Raw genomic sequence first — 20,291 nt, forward strand, 5'->3', positions numbered from 1 at the left:
ACTGCCATGCCGACCCGCCGCCTCATCCTCGCCGCCCTGTGTCTTGCCCCGGGCGTGGCACTTGCGCACCTGCCCGCCGGGGCCCGCGGCCCCAATGGCGGCCAAGTGCAGGACATCGGTTCCTATCACGCGGAGCTCGTGCTGCGCGGCAACGACATCCTGGTCTTCGTCTTCGACCACAATGAACGGCCTGTGCCTGTCGCCGGCGCGACGGCCCAGGCCATCCTGCTGGCGAACGGCCGGCAGGCCACAGTCCCCCTCACCCCGATGGAGGGCAACCTGCTGCGGGGCACGGGCGACCTCTCCGAGGCGCGCGGCGTCAGGGCCGTGGTGACACTGAGCCTGCCGGGCCAGCGGACGGCACAGGCGCGCTTCACACCGCTCGACCCGGCGTGAGCATCGCGCGACCATGTCGCCCGCCATGAAGGACCAGGACGCCGACACGGGAGCGAAACCCGGCTCCCTGCTCGATCCGGAAGCCCACATCCTCGTCGTCGAGGATGACGGGGAGATGCGCACCCTCATCGCGAAGTTCCTGCGCCAGAACGGCTTCCGCGTCACCGGCGCGCGCGATGGGCGGGAGATGTGGGAAACCCTCGCGGGCAGCCCCGTGGAGCTGGTGCTGCTCGACGTCATGCTGCCGGGCCAGTCGGGTCTCGACCTCTGCCGCGCGCTGCGCGCGAAATCCGGCGTGCCCATCATCATGGTGACCGCGCGCGGGGAGGAGACGGACCGCGTGCTTGGCCTGGAACTGGGGGCGGACGACTACATCCCGAAGCCCTTCGGGCGGGCGGAGCTGCTAGCCCGCGTGCGCGCCCTGCTGCGCAGGTCGCGCGGCGAGGCGGGGCAGCCGGTGGCCGGCATGGCGGGTGAGCGCCTGGTCTTCGGCGGCTGGACGCTGGACACGCGCCGGCGCGAACTGGCGGCGCCCGATGGCACCGTAATCGACCTGTCGGGCGGCGAATACGACATGCTGCTGGCCTTCTGCGAGCACGCCCAGCGCGTCCTCAGCCGCGAGCAGCTGCTCGACCTCGCGCGCAACCGCATGGCCTTCAACGGCACGGAGCGCGCGGTCGACGTGATGGTGAGCCGCCTGCGCCGGAAGCTCGAACCGACCGAGGACGGCCCGCCGGTCATCAAGACGATCCGCGGCGCCGGCTACATGCTGGTGCCGGCCGTGAAGCGCGCCACGTGAGGCCATTGTCGCGCCTCGTGCCCGGCACCCTCGGCGGGCGCATCATGCTGGTGCTCTTCGTCGGCCTGATCGTGTTCCATCTCGGCAGCCTGTGGCTGCACCAGATCGGCACCGAGGCGACTCTCGGCAACACGCGCGAGGAACAGCTGGCGGAACGCCTCGCCGCCGCGAAGCGCACGATCGCGGCACTGCCCGCGCAGGACCGTGACCGGATGGCCCACGCGCTGTCCTCGGCGAGCCTCGACCTGCACTGGACCCCGGCGCCGACCGTTGGCCTGGGAACCGAGACCAGCCCGCGCATCGAGGCGGTGCGCGCCCGCCTGGGCGAGTTGGTGCAGGAACTCGACACGGCGGGGCTGCGGCTCGGCTACGCCGCCGGGGACAGCGGAAGCGGGCCGCATGCGCTGCTGGGCGCCCTGCCCTTGCCCGACGGGACCTGGCTGAATTTTTCGGCCGCCCTGTTCAGGCCTGCGGCGCCGGAGCACGCGACCCTTGCTTCCACCACCGCCATGGCGGCGGGCATCCTGCTGCTGGGCCTGGTCGTGGTGCGCCTAATCGGGCGGCCCCTGAGGGCCCTGTCCACCGCCGCAGACCGGATCGGCGAACCAGGCCAGACCGCGCGGATGCCGGAGGAAGGCCCCAGCGAGGTGCGCCACGCCGCCCAGGCTTTCAACCGCATGCAGGCCCGCATCGAACGCCTCATCACCGATCGCACTCAGGCGCTGGCGGCCGTCAGCCACGACCTGCGCACGCCGATCGCGCGCCTGCGCCTGCGCGCCGGCTTCGTCGAGGACCCCGAGGTCGCACGCGAAATCGATGCGGACCTCGATGAGATGGAGGCGATGATCGCGGCGACGCTCGCCTATCTCCGCGGCGAGGCCGAGACGGAGGAACAGCGCCAGGCCGACCTGGTGACGATGCTCGGCACGCTGTGCGATGCGGCCACCGATGCGGGCGCTGTGGTGACGCTGCAGGCGCCCCCGCAGGCCCGCCTTCTCTGCCGCCCGGTCACGCTGAAGCGCGCCTTCGCCAACCTCATCGACAATGCGGTGAAATATGGCGGCGGGGCGCGGGTCATCCTGCAGGATGACGGCCCTGGCCTGGTCGTCCGCATCGAGGATGACGGGCCGGGGATCCCGGAAGATCAGATGGAAGCTGTCTTCGAGCCGTTCCGGCGGCTCGAAGCCTCCCGCAACCGGGGCACCGGCGGATCGGGGCTGGGCCTGACGATCGCGCGGCGTGCGGTGGAACAGCAGGGCGGCACGCTGACCCTGGCGAACCGCGCGGAAGGCGGACTGGCCGCGGTGGTCCGGCTCCCGCGTTCGGCGTCGTGACGTGCGAAAGGAGTAACGGGATGCGGTCTCGCAGGACCATCCTGCTGTCCGGGTTGGGGGCCGCTTTGGTCTCCATGGCAGCGCGGGCGGGCCAGGCACGCCGCCTCGAAGTCTGGCGCGACGCGGCCTGCGGCTGCTGCGGCGGCTGGGTCGATCATATGCGGCGGGAAGGCTTTGCCGTGCAGGACAATGTGGCCGGTTCCGTCGCGCCCGCGCGGCGGATGCTCGGCACGCCGCCCGACCTGCTCTCCTGTCACGCGGCCCGGGTGGATGGCTATGTGCTCGAAGGGCATGTGCCCGAGCTCGCGCTGCGCCGCCTGTTGGCGACACGGCCGCCGGGCATCCTGGGCATCGCAGTTCCGGCCATGCCGGCCGGCACGCCCGGGATGGAGATCCCGGGCCAGCCGCCCGACACCTATGACGTGATCGCCTTCGGCGGCAGGCCGCACCGAACCTTCATGCGCTTCCGGGGTTCCGAGCCAGCCTGACGATCCGGCGCCGCGCCACCGCCCGACATATCAGGTCAGCCGCTCGCCTGCTCTGCCTTGTGCCCGTGCCGGTGGTGCAGATCGGGGTAGTGGGCGTGCCGGTGCGTCATCGGCTCATGCCGGTGCCGGTGGGTATGCGGTTCGCCGGGCGGGTCGTCCGGTCCGTGGGCGTGCTGGTGGTGCTCGTCGTGGCGGTGGCGGTGCTCATGCTCCATGGCCTCGTGGGTGTGGAGGTGGTCGTGGCGCTCCGACAGGTGCAGCCAGAGGCCGATCCCCATCAGCAGTCCGGCCAGCAGCAGGCGTCCGGAGAGCGGCTCGCCCAGCATGACGACCGACAGCGCCGCCCCGACGAAGGGCGCGAGCGAGAAGTATGCCCCGGTGCGGGCCGTACCGAGGTGGCGCAGCGCCAGCACGAAAAGCGCGATGCTCACCCCATAGCCGAGAAAGCCGACGATACCAGCGGAGGCGAGGAGGCCCGGGGGCGGCAAGGCCGCGCCGCCGATCAGGGCGAGGATCAGGTTCACCCCTCCGGCGACCAGCCCCTTGACCATGGCGATCTGCACCGGATCGGCCGAGGACAGCTTGCGCGTCAGGTTGTTGTCGATCCCCCAGCAGAGGCAGGCCGCGGCGATCAGCGCCGCGCCGGTGTCGAGCGTGGCGCCGCCCTGCCAGGACAGCAACGCCGCGCCCACGAGGATCGCCAGCGCGCCAGTCAGCAGCCGCCGGTCCACATTCTCGCGGAACGCCAGCCAGGCAATGCCCATGGTGGCCAGCCCTTCAAGGTTGAGGAGCAGCGAGGCGCCGGCGGCGTCGGTCCGGCTCAGGCCAAGCATCAGGAGAACCGGGCCGGCGATGCCCCCCGACAGGATCACCAGGGCGATCCACGGCAGGTCGGGGCGCCGCAGCGGGGCCTCGGCCGCGGGCATGTGCAGCAGGGCGCGCGACCCATACACAACCGCAAGGCCGATGCCGGAGGCGAGGTACAGCAGCGCGGCCATCATCCAGGGGTCCACGGTGCCAAGCAGGAGCTTCGCGAAGGGTGTGCTGGCGCCGAACAGGACGGCCGAGGCCAGCGCGAGCAGGATGCCGGTGCGGGTCATGCCCCATGCTACAGCGCCGGGGCTGCGGGCGCCTTCACCCCGACACACTTTGTCATCAGCCGCTGATGCTGCCGCAGGGTGGCCATGCGCATGATCCCATCGGTCACCCACGGACGCAGCGGCCAGCCGCCTGACGCCCGCCGCCAAGGCCCGGACACATCAGGTTCGAGGAACCGGAGGACAGAATGAGCACCCAGCATCGCATCACCATCGGCGGCGCCGCATTGGCCCTTGCCCTGTCGATGGCCGGCGGGGCCTCCGCCCAGGCGCCGGCCCAGGGCGGCGACGACCACGCGGCGCACCATCCCGGCGGCGAGCAGACCGCGCAGGCCTCGCCGCAGCCCGCCCCCGCCCCCACCGCGCCTGCCGCACCCGGCATGGGGCGTCCGGGCGGCATGATGATGATGCCAGGCGGCCCGGGTCAGATGATGCCCATGATGCAGGGCCGCATGGGTGGCCAGGCCGGGCCGATGGGCGCCGGCATGCCAGGCATGGAGGGGATGCGCCGCGGCGGCATGGCGCCCTTCCATCGCATCGAAGGGTCGCTCGCCTTCCTGCGGGCGGAACTGCGGATCACCGACGCGCAGATGCCGCAATGGAATGCCTTCGCCGATGCCGTGCGCGCGCAGATGCAGCGGATGCGGGAGACGGTCACGCAGGCGATGCAGCGCGCCGACCAGCCTGCCACGGCGCCCGAACTGCTGGACCGCCGCATCGCCCTGCGGTCGGCCGAGGTCGAGGCGATGCGGGCGGTCTCCACGGCCCTCGCCCCGCTCTACGCGGCGCTGAGCGACGAGCAGAAGCGCGCCGCCGACGAGCTCATGGGCGAGCATATGCGCGGCATGCGCATGCCCTGACGCGGGAGGCATCACGCGATGCATGAGAACACGCAGGCACCGTGGTGGCGGACGGCAACCGGCGTCACGATGCTCGGCCTCGCATTGGTCGGCATCTTCTATGTCCTGCGGGAACACTTCGGGCACGCGCTGGGCGCCTTGCCCTACCTGGTGCTGCTCGCCTGCCCGCTGATGCATCTGCTGATGCATCGCGGGCATCGTCATGGTGGTTGAGCGCCGCACCGCCCCACGGATTGGAGACCAGCCGCCATGAGCGCTGAGCCGGCCAACGCCCATCACGGCCACCACCACCAGCCGGCAACCCCCGCACCCTCGATGGTGAAGGACCCGGTCTGCGGCATGGAGGTGGACCCCCGCTCCACGCCGCACCACGCGGAGCATGCGGGGGTCGCCTACCACTTCTGTTCGGCCAGCTGCCGCGCGAAGTTCGTCGCCGAACCAGGACGGTACGTGCATGGCGCGCCGATGCCGCTGCGGGCGGAGGCCGTGGCGCCCGGCACGATCTACACCTGCCCGATGCACCCGCAGATCCGCCAGGTCGGGCCGGGCAACTGCCCGATCTGCGGCATGGCACTGGAGCTCGAGGTGGCGACGGGCGCGGAGGCGCCGAACCCGGAGTTGCGCGACTTCACGCGGCGGTTCTGGATCGGCCTCCTGCTGACGCTGCCCGTCGTGGTGCTCGAGATGGGCGGGCATCTGCTCGGCCTCGATCACCTGTTGGAGCGGGGCGCATCGAACTGGCTGCAACTGCTGCTCGCCACCCCCGTCGTGCTCTGGGCGGGATGGCCGTTCTTCGAGCGGGGCTGGCGATCGGTCGTCACCCGCAGCCTCAACATGTTCACGTTGATCGCACTCGGCACCGGCGTCGCCTGGGTCTTCAGCGTGGTCGCTACCGCGGCGCCGCAGGTCTTCCCGCCGGCCTTCCGCGGCGCGGATGGCTCGGTCGCCGTCTATTTCGAGGCCGCCGCGGTGATCGTCGTCCTGGTCCTGCTGGGACAGGTGCTCGAGTTGCGCGCGCGGGAACGGACCGGCGGCGCCATTCGCGCGCTGCTCGACCTGGCGCCACCCGTGGCGCGCCGCATCCTGGATGACGGGGCGGAGGAGGAGGTGCCGCTCGCCGCCATCGCGGTCGGGGACCGGCTGCGGGTGCGCCCGGGCGACAAGGTGCCGCTCGACGGCGAAGTCCTGGAGGGTGGCAGCAACGTCGATGAGAGCATGGTCACCGGGGAGCCCGTTCCGGTCGCCAAGGCACCCGGTTCGCGCGTCACGGGTGGCACGCTGAATGGCCAGGGCGCCTTCGTCATGCGCGCCGACCGCATCGGGCAGGATACGGTGCTCGCGCAGATCGTGCGGATGGTGGCGCAGGCGCAGCGGTCGCGCGCACCGATCCAGCGGCTTGCCGACGAGGTCTCGGCCTGGTTCGTGCCGAGCGTGGTGGCGGTCGCGATCCTCGCCGCCTTCGGCTGGCTGGCCTGGGGGCCGGAGCCGCGCGCGGCCTATGCCATCGTCGCGGCGGTCACGGTGCTGATCATCGCCTGTCCCTGCGCTCTCGGCCTCGCCACGCCGATGTCCATCATGGTCGGCGTCGGGCGCGGCGCGCAGGCGGGCGTGCTGATCAAGAACGCCGAGGCGCTCGAACGGCTTGAACGCATCGACACGCTGGTGGTGGACAAGACGGGGACGCTGACGCGCGGGCGGCCGGAGGTCGTAGCCATCGTGCCGGCCGCGGGGATGGCGGAGGCGGAGCTGTTGCGCCTTGCCGCGGGGCTCGAGCGGCCGAGCCAGCATCCGCTGGCGGAGGCGGTGGTGAAGGCGGCCGAGACGCGCGGCCTGCGGCTGCCCGAGGTCGAGGCGTTCGACGCCCCGACCGGCCGCGGAGTGACGGGCAGGATCGACGGGCAGCCCGTCGCGGTCGGGAATGCGCGGCTGATGTCCGAAGGCGGCATCGACGCTGCGGCCCTGGCAGGCGAGGCCGAGCGACTGCGCGGAGAAGGCGCGACCGTGTTCTTCGTGGCCGTGGCGGGCAAAGCCGCCGGCCTTATCGCTGTCGCCGACCCGGTGAAGGAGAGCACGCCCATCGCCCTTGCGGGTCTCGCGGCGGAAGGGGTGCGGGTTGTCATGCTGACTGGCGACAACCGCACGACGGCCGAGGCGGTGGCCCGGCGCCTCGGCATCGGCGAGGTCGAGGCGGAGGTGCTTCCCGAGGACAAGCAGCGCATCGTCGAACGCCTGAAATCCGAAGGGCGTCGTGTTGCCATGGCGGGGGACGGGGTGAACGACGCGCCTGCACTCGCTGCCGCCGACGTCGGCATCGCCATGGGGACGGACCGGCACCGATGTCGCGATGGAAAGCGCGGGTGTCACGCTGCTCGGCGGCGACCTGACCGGCATCCTGCGCGCGCGACGGCTGTCGCGGGCAGTCATGCGGAACATCAGGGAGAACCTGTTCTTCGCCTTCGCCTACAACGCCGCAGGGGTGCCGCTGGCGGCCGGGGTGCTGTATCCGTTCTTCGGTGTCCTGTTGTCCCCGCTGATTGCAGCGGCGGCCATGGCGCTGTCGTCGGTCAGTGTCGTCAGCAATTCGCTACGGTTGAGGCGCGCAAACGTCAAATAGTGCAGGTGCCGCGCCTGAGGGCATGATCGGTTCACATTCGTTCACACATCACGCTCCAACCTATTGTTTGACGGCGTGATTCAGACCTCAGGTGCGTTCGCACCTGCGGCCATCACGCTCCAGATTGCCGAATTCCTGTCCTCGGCGGCCGGCCCTGATGCGGCGGCCGGAATCGGGAAGAAAATGTCTGCGGTACGAGGCAGCACTTCATTGCCGACCTCGTGCTGGTTTCGCGAAGAACCTGTATAGGTCGTCGAGGATGGAAAATCCCCGCGCCAACCTCTCCTCGTCATCAGCCGTCGCGGCACAAAGACCGGCGATGAGCGTGCGAACGCCATCCGCCTCTGGCCGGCCGAACTTGCCATCCTTCAGATCTATATCGTGAACGATCTCTGCCACAGCCGCGAGGGCACCGTCGCGTTCCAGGTCAGCACGGCCCAGGAGCACCTCGAAGGTGCAACGGTCCCCCTCATGCGTGAATTCGCCTTCGTACATGTCAAAGCGCAACTCGCCCGGCTGAGGTGAATACCCTTTGGCCGGGACAAACTTGAACCGCGCTGCCGGATCGATGAACCGCCGGATCAGCCAGGCCGATGCGATCCGGTCGACATATACGTCGCGCCGCGTGACCCAGACCTTACCCGTCAGCGTTTCCGCCGTCCGTCCGTCCGCCGCCTGCTCCGGGCGTTCATCCGACATGGCCGTCTCCTCCTGGAGCTCTTTCTCGAGACCAGACATCAAGCCCTCGACTGCTTCGCGGCCGTTCGCCCCGAAGAAATCGATCGATGCGATCCGGGCCACCTCGGCGCGCAACCGCACCAGCCGCGCTCTCGCATCGGCCGGTTCGACCTGGGATCGCGCCGCTTCCGACAGGGTGCGTGCCTCCTTGGCCGCGGCATCGTAGTCTTCGCCGCGCGCTGCATTGAACAGGCTGCGGACGTCGTCATCCGAGAGCCCGTCCACCAGGCGGGCCTCCCAGATCATGGCATCGCCTCCGCCTTCGGAGATCTCCTTGAGTAGCCACTCAAGGTCTTCCTGTGCCTGCTCGCCGGCAGGCAACGCGTAGACCGCGTTCTTGACGGCCACTGCCCCAAGCACCTGCAGGCGACGCCAGATCTTGACGCGCAGGTAGGCCGGCTTCGACGGCAGTTGGAAGACGAGAAGCAACCAGCGGGCGCTGCTCTCGGCTTCCGCGGGTGCCTCGTCCGTGCTCGTGCTGCGATCGGCAGTCCGGCTCATCGGCTTCCCGTATTGCGCAGTCCGCCTTTCGGCGCTGGGACCGCCGCTTCCTCGGGCGGCCGCACGGCCGAAAAGGCCCGGAGCAGCAGCAGGTCGTAGGTGATCTTCAGTCCCCCGGCGAGGATCAGCGGCCACCCGAAGGGGCTCAGCCCCATGAGCCAGCCTGAAATCAGCGGCGACACGGCCGCTGCCAAGCCTCGCGGCACGGCGGTGACGCTCGCTGCGGCCGGCCGCTCGCGGGGCTCGACGACCGCCATCACGTAGGAGGACCGCGTCGGAACATCCATCTGCGACAGCAGGGCGCGCAGGACCAGAAGGCCGAAGGCGAAAGTGGCGTCGGGCGCGAAGGCGACGAGGATGAGGAAGACACTCGATGGGAGATGCGTGAACACCATCGTGTTCACCAGACCGAAGCGGGCTGCCAGGGGGACGGCAGCAAAGTAGGACACGGCCGAGCAAAGGCTCGTCGCGAAGAAGATCGTCCCGACTGTCGCTATGTCGAGGCCGAAGCGCTCGGACAGCCAGAGCGCCAGCAGCGAGTTCACGACGAACCCGCCGCCAAAGCTATCGAGCGCGAAGAGCGCGGCCAGCCCGTAGACGCGCCGGCGCGAAGGGCCGAGCGGCGCCGGAAGCGCATGGCCCGGCGCCTCGGCGCGCGCTGACAATCCGCGATATAGCATGAAGCTGGCCACGCCGAGGGCGCCATACAGCAGGAACAGCGTATCGGTGACCATGCGCGGAGTCGCGACTGGGGCAAGCCAATCCACCGCGCCAGCCGCCAAGGCGCCGACAGCACCGATCACTGATCCGACGAAGCTGTATCGCGCGAAGGCTGCCGTCCGCTGTTCCGCCGGGACCGACTGCGTGAGTACGGTATGCTCGAGCGGCAGGAAGACCCCGACATCGCCGCCCGTCGGGCTGAGCGTACCGACGAAGGCGATCAACAGCAGCGGCCAGAAATCGTCGATCACCGCGAATCCGAAGCCACTGCCGACCATCAGAATACTGGCTGCGAGAAGCGCCGGACGCCGTCGGACGCGGTGGCCGACCGCGCCCAGGCCAAGGGCCAGCAGCGAGGAACCAAGCAGGGCGGCGGTCGAGATCGCACCCACTGCGATCGGCGCAAAGCCAAGCGAAGACAGGTGCAACGGCAACAGGATAGCGGCGAAGCCATCACCGAAGGCCCGCATACCGCGGGCCCAGAGGATACGGCGCATATCCGCGGGATCGGGCGAAGTCGGTGCTGGCAGGCTCATCCTATGGGGTCCTGGCGGGCATATCGGCTTGTCGATATGGCGACCATATCACATGAGCGTATCAATGAAACACATGTATCTTTCGTCGCGCTGCGCCCGGGATTCGCTCAGCGCGTGACAGCCGCATCTCGGAAGGAATGGACGCCATGGCCCAAGCCGTCGCCCCTCTGGGCTTCAAGCCATCAAGGCTGCAGGGCCTGTCCGAGCGCCTGCTGGCCAGCCATTACGAGAACAACCATGGCAGGCGCTCAGCGGCGGCTGAAACCGAGGTCCCCGCGTTGCGCTTTATCGACCAGGCGGTCCGGGGGCGCGCCAAGCCCGCGTGATGCGGGAGGCCGCACCGAAGCGCGAGCAGGCCGCCCCGGCATACCGGGAGCGGCGGCGAGCGAAGCGCCCGCTGAGCGGCAAAGTGGTCTGCGGTACCTGCGGCGGCCCCTTCGCTGCCCTGGGGCAAGGCTACCTCGGTTGCCGGCGCACGCGGTGCGGACGCGGTTGCACAAAAGCCGTGGCCGCTAGTTCGGCAAAAGGGGATACAGGGGGCGTAGCGCCCCATTCGCCGTCCAGGCGGTCTGGCGGCCCGTCGATCACTTCCCGCCGCGGGCGTCGATCGGTCCGCCGCCATAGGCGGGCGGATAGGACGCGCCATAGCCCACCGCCCCGCCGGTCCCCGAGCGCGACAGCCGCACCCGGTCGGTCTGCGTCATGATCACGTGCTCGCCGACCGCGAGGTTCATCTCATTGGTCTGAACCACCGAGCGCATCTGGCCGTTGTCGTCGCGGATGATGAATTCCATCGCATTGCCGCGGGTGACCCCTTCCTCGATCGCCCCGCCGGCGAGGCCACCGGCCAGGGCACCGATCACCCCGCCCACGGTGCGGGCGCGCCAGTCGCCGCCGATCGTGCTGCCGACCAGCCCGCCGGCGACGGCGCCCGCCCCGACTCCGACGCCAGACCGTGTCCCCTGCACCGCGACCGGGCGCATGCCGACGATGGTGCCGGAGGAGACATAGCCGGAGGAGCCAAGCGCCGAACGGTCCACGGTCGAATTGCCGGCCGGGGCGCAGGCGGCCAGGCCGGTCCCAAGAGCCAGCACGATACCGAGAGGCGCGAGGCGGCGGAGTTCGAACATCAGGCAACTCTCCAACTGGTTGCAAGCGGCATGGGGCCATCATCACGCAGGTTGCCCCGGTCTGGCCACAGTATGGTGATGACGTCCACCCGTAGGACAGACGGCCAAGCGGGACACACCACATGCTGCGATGCGTCCGCAATGCTTGACCGGGTGGCCGGCGCTGGCCTACGCAACGTTTCAGCGTATTGCACTCAACGCCCGTGAGCGGGCCTGCCCGGAGGGGCCGGAGGGGGATTCCGGCACTTCACCACAACGGGTTGGCTTTGCGATCCGGCGCTATGGAGACCAGGGGGAATGACCGGACGCTTGAGGGACGGCAGCAGAGCCGTTCTGGTCGCCGCGGTGCTGTCGCTGCTGGCAGCCTGCGCGCAGACAAGCCAACGCAGTGCGGGCAACGGGCCCTATTACAACCGTCCTGACAGCACTTCGCCGCCCGGCCCGCCGGGTGATCCGTGGGGGCCATGGATCCGCGACGCCTCGCGGCGGTTCGACGTGCCGGAGACCTGGATCCGCGAGGTCATGCGCCAGGAAAGCGGCGGCCGCGCCACCGCCACCAGCCCGGTCGGCGCCATGGGGCTGATGCAGGTGATGCCCGGCACCTATCGGGAATTGCAGGCCCGCTACAATCTCGGCAACGACCCCTACCACCCGTATGACAGCATCCAGGCCGGCGCGGCCTATCTGCGGGAAATGTACGAGTTGTACGGCAGCCCGGCCTTCCTGGCGGCCTACAATGCCGGGCCTCGTCGCCTGGAGGATTATCTGTGGGGCGGTCGCGGCCTGCCCAATGAGACGCGCAACTACGTCGCCCGAATCGGCCCGCGCATCGAAGGCACCCACCCGAATCGGCGTGCCCCGGCCGAGGTCTATGCCGCCGCCGATATCGGCACGCGCATCGCACCCGGCCCGCGCCCGATCACGGGCGGCACCGCCTTCGCCCTGCGTGAGCAGCGCCAGGCGCCCGCCCCGGTCATGGTCGCTTCCGCCCCGCCGCCGCCGCCCGCGGCCACCACGGTGCAGGTGGCGAGCCTCGCGCCGATGGCCCCGCCGCCGCCGGCCCCCACGGGCGGTTCGCCCACCTACATGACGGGTGCCGAGAATCCGACGCTGACCGCCAGCGCCCGTGCGGCGCTCGCCGAAGCCGCCCGGCAGTCGGAGATCGAGCGCGGCCAGCAGCAGGCCGAGGAGCCCGCCCCGTCGCGCGCCCCGGCCATCGTGGCGTCTGCGCTTGCCGCGCCGGAACGCCGCACGCCTGCCGCCTCCCCCTTCCGCGGCTTCGGCCTGGTCGGGTCGGCGCAGGCGAGCACCCTGCCGCCGCCGCTGCCCACCCCGCCGGCCCGCCAGGGCCTTGTCGCCCCGGCACCAACGCCGGTTTCCGCCCCCGCCGGCGGTGGCAGCAACTGGTCGGTGCAGGTCGGCGCCTTCGCGTCGGAGAACCTCGCCCGCACCACGGCCAACCATGCGCGCGATACGGTCGCGACGATGGGGACCCGGACCGCGGTGACGCCGGTGCGGCAGGGGTCTTCGACCCTGTATCGCGCGCGCGTCACCGGCATGACCCGCGCCGCCGCCGAGCAGGCCTGTTCGCGCCTGCGCGGACGTGGCGACTGCACCGTGGTCGCGCCCGGCGCGTGATCGGAAACCGGGGTGCCCAATGGGGCGCCCCGGGCAGGCTCGGTCGCAGCATTGACGGCGCACGCCGTCCCACTCCGCCAGTGACCTGCGCCGAGCCCCTGCAGGAATACCATCCCGCCGACTGACCGGTCGGTTGGGCATGATCTGCGGTGCATGCTTTTGGCCGGCATCTGGCCTGCCACGACAACGCGTACACCCCCCTTGCCGCGGGCGGCGGCTGGCGTCACCTTTCGGCGACCGTCGAAGAGGAAACGTCCATGCCCGCCGAAGGCGGTTACCCGAATACTGCGCCGCGCGGCACCGCCTTCGCTGCTCTCGATGCCATGATCCGGCCGCGCTCGGTCGCCGTCATCGGCGCTTCGGACGATGCAACGCGGATCGGTGGTCGACCGATCGCCTACATGATGAACCAGGGATTCGCCGGCGCCATCCTGCCGGTGAATCCGAACCGCGCCACGGTGCAGGGGCTGCCGGCCTTCGCGTCAGTGACGGCGCTGACGCAGGTGCCCGATGTCGCCATCGTCGCCGTGCCTGGTGAGGGCGCGGTGCAGGCGGTGGCGGACCTTGGCGCCAAGGGCTGCCGCGCGGCGATCGTCTTCACCGCCGGCTTCGCCGAGGTGGATGAGGCCGGGGCCGCGATGCAGGACCGCCTGGTGGCGGCGGCGCGCCAGCACGGCATGCGCATCCTCGGGCCGAACTGCCTTGGGCTGTTCAACGCGGCGGTCGGCTTCTACCCGATGTTCTCGACGTCCTTCGAACAAGGCTGGCCGATCCGCGGCAATATCGGCATCGCTTCGCAATCCGGGGCGTATGGGACGCATCTCTTCGCGACGTCGCGCGCGGGGGGCCTCGGCACCACGGTCTGCGTCACCACGGGCAATGAGAGCGACGTCTCGCTCGGCGAGGTGATCGGCTGGATGGCGCAGGCACCGGAAGTCGAGGTGATCTGCGCCTATGCCGAGGGCATCCGCGAGAGCGAGCGCTTCATCGCGGCCCTCGACCTTGCCCGGCGCAACCGCAAGCCGGTCGTGATGATGAAGGTCGGGCATTCGGAGCTCGGCGGCCATGCGGCGAAGTCGCATACCGCGTCGATCGCCGGCGACGATGCGGTGACGGATGCGGTGCTGCGCGAATTCGGCGTGGTGCGCGCGGGCACGACGGAACAGATGCTGGACATCGCCTATGCGGCGTCGCGGCGGATCTATCCGGCGAAGAACAGCCTCGGCGTCATCACCGTCAGCGGCGGGGCGGGGGTGCTGATCTCCGATGCCGCGGAAGCGATGGGCGTGCCGATGCCGCAGATGCCGGAGGAGGCGCAGGCGCATCTGAAGTCGCTGATCTCCTTCTCCGCGCCGCGCAACCCGGTGGATTGCACCGCCCAGGCGGTGAACCAGACCGAGATGTTCGAGCATTTCCTCGAAGTCACGGCGGAGGCCGGCGGATACCAGTCGATGCTGGTGTTCCTGACGCAGACCGGCGGGTCCACCACCATGGCGCCGAAGCTGCGGCCATACCTGAAGCAGGCGCGGGAGAAATTCGCCGACCGTCTCTGGGTGCTGTCCGTCATCGCCTCGCCGGACAAGGTGCGCGGGTATGAGGAAGACGGCTTCATCGTCTTCGAGGACCCGACCCGCGCCGTGGCCGCGATCGAGGCGATGGGCCGCTTCGGGGCGGGCTTCGCGGCGGCGGCGCCGGAGGAGGTCGTCGTCCCGCAGGTGAGCCTGCCGGCGACGACGCCGACCGAGGCCGAGGGCAAGCGCATCCTGGCGGCTTCCGGCGTCCCGGCGGTGCCGGAGAAGGCCTGCGGTTCCGTCGAGGAGGCTGTCGCCGCGGCGCAGTCCTTTGGCTTCCCGGTGGTCGCGAAGATCCTGTCGCCCGACATCCTGCACAAGAGCGAGATCGGCGGCGTCATCCTCGACCTGGCCTCCGTCGATGCGGTGCGGGAGGCGCATGCGACGCTGCTGTCCCGCGCCGCCGAACGCGCCCCCGGCGCGCGCATCGAAGGCGTGCTGATCGCCAAGCAGATCAAGGGCGCGGTGGAGATGGCGCTTGGCGTCGCGCGGGACCCGGTGTTCGGGCCGGTGGCGATGGTGGGCCTGGGCGGCGTGTTCATCGAGATCCTGAAGGACGTGTCCTTCCGCCGCTGTCCCTTCGGCGATGCGGAAGCCGAGGCGATGATCCGGTCGCTGAAGGGCTTCCCGCTGCTGGATGGCGCGCGGGGGCGGCCGAAGGCGGATGTGGCGGCGCTCGCTTCCGCGCTGTCGGCCTTGTCACGCTTCGCGGCCGGTGCCGGCGACCGGCTTGCCGGCGTGGATGTGAACCCGCTGCTGGTGCTGCCCGAGGGCCAGGGCGCCTTCGCCGCCGATGCAGTGATCGAGATCGAGGACATGCACTGATGGCCATCGACCACGACCATTTGCTGAACTACCCGATCCCGGAGATCCGCCAGACCATCCGCTGGCAGGACACCGCGCTGTACAATTTCTCGATCGGCCTCGGGCAGGACCCGATGGATCAGGCGCAGCTGGATTTCCTTTATGAGCCGCGGCTGCGGGCGATGCCGTCGATGGCGGTGGTGCTGGGTTATCCCGGCTTCTGGATCCGCAATCCTGACACCGGCGTGGACTGGACGCAGGTGCTGCATGGCGAGCAGTCGATCATCCTGCACAAGCCGCTGCCGGCGGAAGGCGAGATCATCGGGAAGTCGCGCATCACGTCCATCGTCGATCGCGGGCCGGGCAAGGGCGCGATGCTCTACAATGAGCGCGTGGTGACGGATGCGAAGACGGGCGAGAAGCTCGCCACGCTGGAAGGCACCACCTTCGCGCGCGGCGATGGCGGCTTCGGCGGGCCATCCGGGCCGATCAAGAAGCCGCATGCGGAACCGGATCGCGCGCCGGACCTGACGGTCGATCTGGCGACGCGGCCGGAGCAGGCGATCGTCTATCGGCTGAACGGCGACCACAATCCGCTGCACATCGACCCGGAGGTCGCCGCGAAGGCGGGCTTCAAGCAGCCGATCCTGCACGGACTGTGCACCTTCGGCGTGGTCTGCCATGCGCTGATGAAGGCGTTGTGCGGATACGATCCGGCACGCTTTGGGCGAATGGATCTGCGCTTCTCCTCCCCGGTGTTTCCGGGCGAGACGATCCGCACCGAGATCTGGCACGAGGAAGGCGGGGCCGCCTTCCGCGCCCGTGTGGTCGAGCGTGACAAGGTGGTGGTCAGCAACGGGCTGTTCCGCCACCCGGATGCGGCGACATGAACGCCGCCGAGCGCGCCGCGCGCTTCGCGGCCTTGCATGAGTCCGGCTGCTTCGCCCTGCCCAATGCCTGGGATGCCGGCAGCGCGCGCATCATGGCGCATGCCGGGGCGGTCGCCATCGCCACGACCTCGGCCGGCATCGCCTGGCAGTTGGGGCGGCGGGACTATGCGGTGTCCCTGGCGGAATCGCTCGAGAATGCGCGGGTACTGATCGCGGCGACCGACCTGCCGGTATCAGCCGACCTTGAGGATGGCTTCGGTCCGTCACCCGAGGATTGCGCGCGGACGGTGCGTGCCGCGGGAGAGGCCGGGCTGGCCGGCTGCACCATCGAGGACACGACGCGCGACCCGGCCTCGCCGATCCATGATTTCGACCATGCGGTGGCGCGCATCCGCGCATCCGTCGAGGCGGCGCGCGCGCTTGGCCGTCCATTCGTGCTGACGGCGCGGGCGGAGAATTTCCTCAACGGGCGACCGGACCTGGACGATACCATCCGCCGGTTGGTCGCCTTCGCCGAGGTGGGCGCGGATTGCCTCTACGCCCCGTTCCTGCCGGACATGGACGCCATCCGGAAAGCGGTGGCGGCGGTGGCGCCGAAGCCCGTCAATGTCCTGGCCGGGCCGCGATCGGGCTTCGTGCCGATGGCGGTGCTGGCCGATGGCGGCGTCCGGCGCGTCAGTGCCGGCGGGCTACTGGCGCGCGCGGCCTATGCGCATACGCTGGACCTGACGCGGGCGATGCTGGCGGGCGATCTGCCGCGACTGGCGAGCATACCGCCCGGGGTTGAATTGAATGCCGCCATGCGCGGCGAAGGAGACTGACCGACGTGATCAACAAGATCGTGCAGTCCATGGCGGATGCCATGGCCGGCATCAAGGACGGATCGACGGTGCTGATCGGCGGCTTCGGCGCCGTCGGACAGCCGGACCAACTGATCGAGGCGCTGATCGAGCAGGGCGCCAAGGACCTGGTCTGCGTCGCCAACAATGCCGGCAATGGGCGTGTGGGGCTGGCGAAGCTGATGGAACTCGGCCGCGTCAGGAAGATCATCTGTTCTTTCCCGCGTTCAGCCGGTTCCGTGGTGTTCGAGGAGCTGTACCGCGCCGGCAGGATCGAACTGGAGATCGTGCCGCAGGGCACGATGGCGGAACGCATGCGCGCCGCGGGTGCGGGCGTGCCGGCCTTCTTCACCGCGACGTCGGTCGGCACGATCCTGGCGAACGGCAAGGAGGAACGCGAGTTCAACGGCCGCCGCTACGTCATGGAGCACGCGCTGTACGGCGATGTTGCGCTGGTCGAGGGCTGGGAAGGCGATCGCTGGGGCAACCTGACCTATCGGTCGTCGGGGCGGAACTTCAATCCGGTGATGGCGATGGCGGCCGACATGACCATCGCGCAGGTGTCGCATATTCGCGAACTGGGTGACCTGGTGCCGGAGAATGTTCATACGCCCGGCATCTTCGTGAACCGCGTGATCCATGTGGATCGCGGGCCGGACTGGGCGTAACGCGAAGGCAACCGGGCATCCGGTCGCCGGAGGGCGCAGGGCCGCGGGCCCGAGCTCCCGGAGGCGCAAACCGGATGCCCCAGACAGAAGGAGAGCAGGACATGTCAGGTTTTGACCGCAAGGCCATGGCCGCGCGCCTGGCGCAGGACATTCCCGAGGGCTGGTACGTGAATCTCGGCATCGGCATCCCGACCATGGTCGGCGATTTCGTGCCGCTGGATCGTGAGGTGATCCTGCATTCCGAGAACGGGATTCTCGGCATGGGTCCCGCGCCGGCGAAGGACAAGATCGACCCGTGGCTGGTGAATGCCGGCAAGCAGCCGGTGACGTTGCGGCCGGGCGGATCCTACTGCCATCACGCGGATTCCTTCGCGATGATCCGCGGCGGGCACATCGACCTGTGCGTGCTTGGCGCTTTCGAGGTCGCGCAGAATGGCGACATCGCGAATTGGGCGACCAGCGAGAACGACACCGCGCCGGCCGTGGGCGGTGCGATGGACCTCGGCGCCGGGGCGAAGCGCCTGTGGGTGATCATGGAACACACCACGAAGGATGGTCGCCCCAAGCTGGTCGAGACGTGCGGCTATCCGCTGACCACGCCAGGCGCGGTGAAGCGCGTCTACACCAATCTCGGCGTCTTCGACGTCTCGGCCGAGAAGGGTTTCGTGGTGGTGGACCTGGCCCCCGGCGTGACGCTGGAACAGGCCCAGGCCGCTTCCGGTGCCGTGCTGCATACCCAGTGATTTGCTGCGCCCCGCCAACGGCGAGGCGCCCAGGCAGAAAAAGGAGGGGGTTCGGGGGAGTTCTCTCCCCCGGCCTTCCTTGAGGGAACAATGAGCCAAGCATTGGACGACCGATCCGAATCCATCCGCATGATCCGCGACAGTGCGGGTGCGGTGGCCCCGCGCGGTGGCGACACCAAGCGCGTGCGCGCCCTGCGTTTCACCAGCCCCGGCTTTGACCGCGCCGTCTTCGCCGAGATGGGCGCGCTCGGCTGGATCGGCCTGGCGGTGCCCGAGGAGGCCGGCGGTGCCGGCCTTGGCCTGTCGGAGGCGGTGGCGCTGACCGAGGAGATGGGCTCGGGCCTGGCGCCTGAGCCGCTGATCCCGGCGATGCTGTCGGCACGCCTGCTGGCGGCTTCTGATGACGCGGCGTTGCTGGGGTCTCTGCTGGAAGGCGGACAGGTGGTGCTGACCGCCTGGCAGGAGAAAGCGGACAGCATCGCCGTGCCTGGCACGGGGGATGCGCCGCGCGTCTTCATCCCGATGGCGGCGGGCGCCGATACGTTCCTGTTGCCGGTGCGGGAAGGCAATCGCATCGCGCTGGTGTCGCTGCCGGCGGCGGGTGCCGATGTCGTCCTGGAAAAGACCATGGATGGCGGCACGGTCGGCACGCTGCGCGCCGACCTGACGCGCACGACGCGCGTCGCCGACGACGTCGGCGCGGTGCTGGCGGAGGCAATCGACGAAGCCGCGCTGGCCACGGCCGGGCACATGCTCGGGCTGATGGAGAAGGCGTTCGAGCTGACGCTCGGCTACCTCAAGACGCGGCAGCAATTCGGGCGGATCATCGGCACCTTCCAGTCGCTGCAGCATCGCGCGGCGGATCTGAAGATCCATATCGCGCTGACGCGGGCGGCGGTGGAGACCGCCGCGGCGGTGCTGGATTCCGGCGCGACGGGCGAGGTGCGCCAGGCTGCCGTGTCCAAGGCCAAGCATCGTGCGGCGGAATCCGGATTGCTGGTGCTGCGCCAATGCATCCAGCTGCATGGCGGCATCGGCTACACCGATGAATACGATGTCGGGCTGTATCTGCGGCGCGGCATGGTGATCGCGAACCAGTACGGATCGGCGAGCCTGCATCGCCGGCGATTCATGGCGCTCGCGCCGGAGGATGTGGAATGAGCGAGGCCGCCCGCGTCCGCGAGGAGATGGACGGCAACGTCCTCGTCCTCACTATCGATTATCCGCAGCGGAAGAATGCGATTGCGCTCGGCGTGCGCCAGGCGCTGGAGGAAGCGATCGAGCGCGCCCATGCCGACAAGGCGGTGCGCGCCATCGTGCTGACCGGTGCGGGCGGGACCTTCTGCGCGGGTGGCGATATCTCGGCGATGGATGTCGGCAGCGCACTGGACGGGCGGGAACGCATGCGCCGCACGCACCGGCTGGTGCGGCTGATGGCGCGTGGGGCGAAGCCCATCGTCGCCGCGGTCGAAGGCTGGGCGGCCGGGGCAGGCATGGCCGTGGCGTGTGCGTGCGACACCATCGTGGCCGCCGAGGATGCGCGCTTCGTCGCCGGCTTCCACAAGATCGGGCTGATGTCCGACATGGGGCTGCCGTATTTCCTGCCGCGCCGCGTCAGTGTCGGGCGGGCGCGCCGCATCCTGTTCTATCATGAGGTGGTGAACGCGCCGGAAGGCGAGCGGATCGGCCTGGTGGACTACCTGGCGCCGCCGGGCAAGGCGCTGGAGGTGGCGATGGAGAAGGCGCGCTTCCTCGCCGCCGAAGCCGCCGGCCCGATCGAGCTGACGAAGAAGGTCCTGTCGGAAGGTCTCGATGAGGCGCTGGCCGATGAGCAGACCTTCCAGGGCCTGCTGTTCACCACATCCGACTTCCAGGAAGGCCGCGCGGCGTTCCTTGAGAAGCGCAAGCCGAAGTTTGGAGGCTGA

The 20,291-nt window shown here is 69.8% G+C and carries 19 protein-coding genes and 1 pseudogene; 16 read left to right on the forward strand and 4 right to left on the reverse strand.

What is annotated here, in order from left to right:
* Window positions 1–6: 6 nt before the first annotated feature.
* Genes AAFN86_RS11720 through AAFN86_RS11735 form a run of 4 tightly spaced genes read left to right on the forward strand, consistent with a single transcriptional unit; the run spans window position 7 to window position 3,017 of the window.
* A complete protein-coding gene (locus AAFN86_RS11720) occupies window positions 7–396 on the forward strand; it encodes a hypothetical protein (RefSeq protein WP_347543504.1) in 390 nt (129 codons plus the stop codon).
* A 13-nt stretch (window positions 397–409) separates the two neighbouring features.
* On the forward strand, window positions 410–1,195 hold the full coding sequence (locus AAFN86_RS11725) for a response regulator transcription factor (protein WP_408906598.1): 786 nt from the start codon (window positions 410–412) through the stop codon (window positions 1,193–1,195).
* Entirely contained in the window at window positions 1,192–2,529 is a 1,338-nt protein-coding gene (locus AAFN86_RS11730) for an ATP-binding protein (RefSeq protein WP_347543505.1), read from the forward strand. The genes AAFN86_RS11725 and AAFN86_RS11730 overlap by 4 nt, the downstream gene beginning before the upstream one ends.
* A 20-nt stretch (window positions 2,530–2,549) precedes the next feature.
* Window positions 2,550–3,017 (forward strand): DUF411 domain-containing protein, encoded by a 468-nt coding sequence (locus tag AAFN86_RS11735; RefSeq protein ID WP_347543506.1) that lies wholly within the window; start codon window positions 2,550–2,552, stop codon window positions 3,015–3,017.
* Window positions 3,018–3,052: 35 nt separating this feature from the next.
* Here AAFN86_RS11735 and AAFN86_RS11740 read toward each other — a convergent pair whose 3' ends face one another.
* Window positions 3,053–4,117, reverse strand: coding sequence for a DMT family transporter (locus AAFN86_RS11740; protein WP_347543507.1), 1,065 nt, complete (start codon window positions 4,115–4,117; stop codon window positions 3,053–3,055).
* A gap of 185 nt (window positions 4,118–4,302) precedes the next feature.
* On the opposite strand from AAFN86_RS11740, the gene AAFN86_RS11745 reads away from it, so the two are divergent.
* The 3 genes and pseudogenes from AAFN86_RS11745 to AAFN86_RS11755 all read left to right on the forward strand — a co-directional run bounded on the left by AAFN86_RS11745 (window position 4,303) and on the right by AAFN86_RS11755 (window position 7,588).
* Window positions 4,303–4,974, forward strand: coding sequence for a Spy/CpxP family protein refolding chaperone (locus AAFN86_RS11745; protein WP_347543508.1), 672 nt, complete (start codon window positions 4,303–4,305; stop codon window positions 4,972–4,974).
* 18 nt (window positions 4,975–4,992) lie between these two features.
* On the forward strand, window positions 4,993–5,187 hold the full coding sequence (locus tag AAFN86_RS11750; RefSeq protein WP_347543509.1) for a DUF2933 domain-containing protein: 195 nt from the start codon (window positions 4,993–4,995) through the stop codon (window positions 5,185–5,187).
* A gap of 36 nt (window positions 5,188–5,223) precedes the next feature.
* A pseudogene (locus tag AAFN86_RS11755) lies at window positions 5,224–7,588 on the forward strand (heavy metal translocating P-type ATPase).
* 207 nt (window positions 7,589–7,795) lie between these two features.
* Here the strand turns inward: AAFN86_RS11755 and AAFN86_RS11760 are convergent.
* Window positions 7,796–8,827, reverse strand: coding sequence for a chromate resistance protein ChrB domain-containing protein (locus tag AAFN86_RS11760; RefSeq protein ID WP_347543512.1), 1,032 nt, complete (start codon window positions 8,825–8,827; stop codon window positions 7,796–7,798).
* Window positions 8,824–10,083: an MFS transporter gene (locus AAFN86_RS11765; RefSeq protein WP_347543513.1), complete on the reverse strand. Its 1,260-nt coding sequence runs from the start codon at window positions 10,081–10,083 to the stop codon at window positions 8,824–8,826. The genes AAFN86_RS11760 and AAFN86_RS11765 overlap by 4 nt, the downstream gene beginning before the upstream one ends.
* Window positions 10,084–10,229: 146 nt before the next feature.
* Between AAFN86_RS11765 and AAFN86_RS11770 the strand changes: the two genes are divergently transcribed.
* Window positions 10,230–10,409 (forward strand): hypothetical protein, encoded by a 180-nt coding sequence (locus tag AAFN86_RS11770; protein ID WP_347543514.1) that lies wholly within the window; start codon window positions 10,230–10,232, stop codon window positions 10,407–10,409.
* Window positions 10,410–10,667: 258 nt separating this feature from the next.
* On the opposite strand, the gene AAFN86_RS11775 is transcribed toward AAFN86_RS11770, so the two are convergent.
* Window positions 10,668–11,213: a glycine zipper 2TM domain-containing protein gene (locus AAFN86_RS11775; RefSeq protein WP_347543515.1), complete on the reverse strand. Its 546-nt coding sequence runs from the start codon at window positions 11,211–11,213 to the stop codon at window positions 10,668–10,670.
* Window positions 11,214–11,510: 297 nt separating this feature from the next.
* Here AAFN86_RS11775 and AAFN86_RS11780 point away from each other — a divergent pair, with 297 nt between their 5' ends.
* From AAFN86_RS11780 to AAFN86_RS11815, 8 genes are all read left to right on the forward strand, one after another.
* A complete protein-coding gene (locus AAFN86_RS11780; protein ID WP_347543516.1) occupies window positions 11,511–12,851 on the forward strand; it encodes a transglycosylase SLT domain-containing protein in 1,341 nt (446 codons plus the stop codon).
* Between the two features lie 257 nt (window positions 12,852–13,108).
* Window positions 13,109–15,247 (forward strand): acetate--CoA ligase family protein, encoded by a 2,139-nt coding sequence (locus AAFN86_RS11785; RefSeq protein ID WP_347543517.1) that lies wholly within the window; start codon window positions 13,109–13,111, stop codon window positions 15,245–15,247.
* A complete protein-coding gene (locus tag AAFN86_RS11790) occupies window positions 15,247–16,116 on the forward strand; it encodes a MaoC/PaaZ C-terminal domain-containing protein (RefSeq protein WP_347543518.1) in 870 nt (289 codons plus the stop codon). Before AAFN86_RS11785 ends, AAFN86_RS11790 begins: the two co-directional genes overlap by 1 nt.
* Window positions 16,113–16,937: an isocitrate lyase/phosphoenolpyruvate mutase family protein gene (locus tag AAFN86_RS11795; RefSeq protein WP_347543519.1), complete on the forward strand. Its 825-nt coding sequence runs from the start codon at window positions 16,113–16,115 to the stop codon at window positions 16,935–16,937. Before AAFN86_RS11790 ends, AAFN86_RS11795 begins: the two co-directional genes overlap by 4 nt.
* 5 nt (window positions 16,938–16,942) lie before the next feature.
* Entirely contained in the window at window positions 16,943–17,623 is a 681-nt protein-coding gene (locus AAFN86_RS11800) for a 3-oxoacid CoA-transferase subunit A (RefSeq protein WP_347543520.1), read from the forward strand.
* Between the two features lie 101 nt (window positions 17,624–17,724).
* The gene (locus AAFN86_RS11805; protein WP_347543521.1) at window positions 17,725–18,366 is read left to right on the forward strand and encodes a 3-oxoacid CoA-transferase subunit B; all 642 of its coding nucleotides are present in this window, start codon (window positions 17,725–17,727) and stop codon (window positions 18,364–18,366) included.
* Window positions 18,367–18,456: 90 nt separating this feature from the next.
* The gene (locus AAFN86_RS11810; protein ID WP_347543522.1) at window positions 18,457–19,527 is read left to right on the forward strand and encodes an acyl-CoA dehydrogenase family protein; all 1,071 of its coding nucleotides are present in this window, start codon (window positions 18,457–18,459) and stop codon (window positions 19,525–19,527) included.
* A complete protein-coding gene (locus tag AAFN86_RS11815) occupies window positions 19,524–20,291 on the forward strand; it encodes an enoyl-CoA hydratase-related protein (RefSeq protein ID WP_347543523.1) in 768 nt (255 codons plus the stop codon). Before AAFN86_RS11810 ends, AAFN86_RS11815 begins: the two co-directional genes overlap by 4 nt.

The sequence above is a fragment of the Roseomonas sp. CAU 1739 genome (assembly GCF_039839775.1).
GTDB lineage: Bacteria > Pseudomonadota > Alphaproteobacteria > Acetobacterales > Acetobacteraceae > Neoroseomonas.

Excerpts from the sequence above, each read along its gene's own strand:
- AAFN86_RS11720 (WP_347543504.1), top strand. The coding sequence starts at position 7 with ATGCCGACCCGCCGCCTCATCCTCGCCGCCCTGTGTCTTGCCCCGGGC.
- AAFN86_RS11725 (WP_408906598.1), top strand. The coding sequence starts at position 410 with ATGTCGCCCGCCATGAAGGACCAGGACGCCGACACGGGAGCGAAACCC.
- AAFN86_RS11735 (WP_347543506.1), top strand. The coding sequence starts at position 2,550 with ATGCGGTCTCGCAGGACCATCCTGCTGTCCGGGTTGGGGGCCGCTTTG.
- AAFN86_RS11740 (WP_347543507.1), bottom strand. The coding sequence starts at position 4,117 with ATGACCCGCACCGGCATCCTGCTCGCGCTGGCCTCGGCCGTCCTGTTC.
- AAFN86_RS11745 (WP_347543508.1), top strand. The coding sequence starts at position 4,303 with ATGAGCACCCAGCATCGCATCACCATCGGCGGCGCCGCATTGGCCCTT.
- AAFN86_RS11750 (WP_347543509.1), top strand. The coding sequence starts at position 4,993 with ATGCATGAGAACACGCAGGCACCGTGGTGGCGGACGGCAACCGGCGTC.
- AAFN86_RS11760 (WP_347543512.1), bottom strand. The coding sequence starts at position 8,827 with ATGAGCCGGACTGCCGATCGCAGCACGAGCACGGACGAGGCACCCGCG.
- AAFN86_RS11765 (WP_347543513.1), bottom strand. The coding sequence starts at position 10,083 with ATGAGCCTGCCAGCACCGACTTCGCCCGATCCCGCGGATATGCGCCGT.
- AAFN86_RS11770 (WP_347543514.1), top strand. The coding sequence starts at position 10,230 with ATGGCCCAAGCCGTCGCCCCTCTGGGCTTCAAGCCATCAAGGCTGCAG.
- AAFN86_RS11775 (WP_347543515.1), bottom strand. The coding sequence starts at position 11,213 with ATGTTCGAACTCCGCCGCCTCGCGCCTCTCGGTATCGTGCTGGCTCTT.
- AAFN86_RS11780 (WP_347543516.1), top strand. The coding sequence starts at position 11,511 with ATGACCGGACGCTTGAGGGACGGCAGCAGAGCCGTTCTGGTCGCCGCG.
- AAFN86_RS11785 (WP_347543517.1), top strand. The coding sequence starts at position 13,109 with ATGCCCGCCGAAGGCGGTTACCCGAATACTGCGCCGCGCGGCACCGCC.
- AAFN86_RS11790 (WP_347543518.1), top strand. The coding sequence starts at position 15,247 with ATGGCCATCGACCACGACCATTTGCTGAACTACCCGATCCCGGAGATC.
- AAFN86_RS11795 (WP_347543519.1), top strand. The coding sequence starts at position 16,113 with ATGAACGCCGCCGAGCGCGCCGCGCGCTTCGCGGCCTTGCATGAGTCC.
- AAFN86_RS11805 (WP_347543521.1), top strand. The coding sequence starts at position 17,725 with ATGTCAGGTTTTGACCGCAAGGCCATGGCCGCGCGCCTGGCGCAGGAC.
- AAFN86_RS11810 (WP_347543522.1), top strand. The coding sequence starts at position 18,457 with ATGAGCCAAGCATTGGACGACCGATCCGAATCCATCCGCATGATCCGC.
- AAFN86_RS11815 (WP_347543523.1), top strand. The coding sequence starts at position 19,524 with ATGAGCGAGGCCGCCCGCGTCCGCGAGGAGATGGACGGCAACGTCCTC.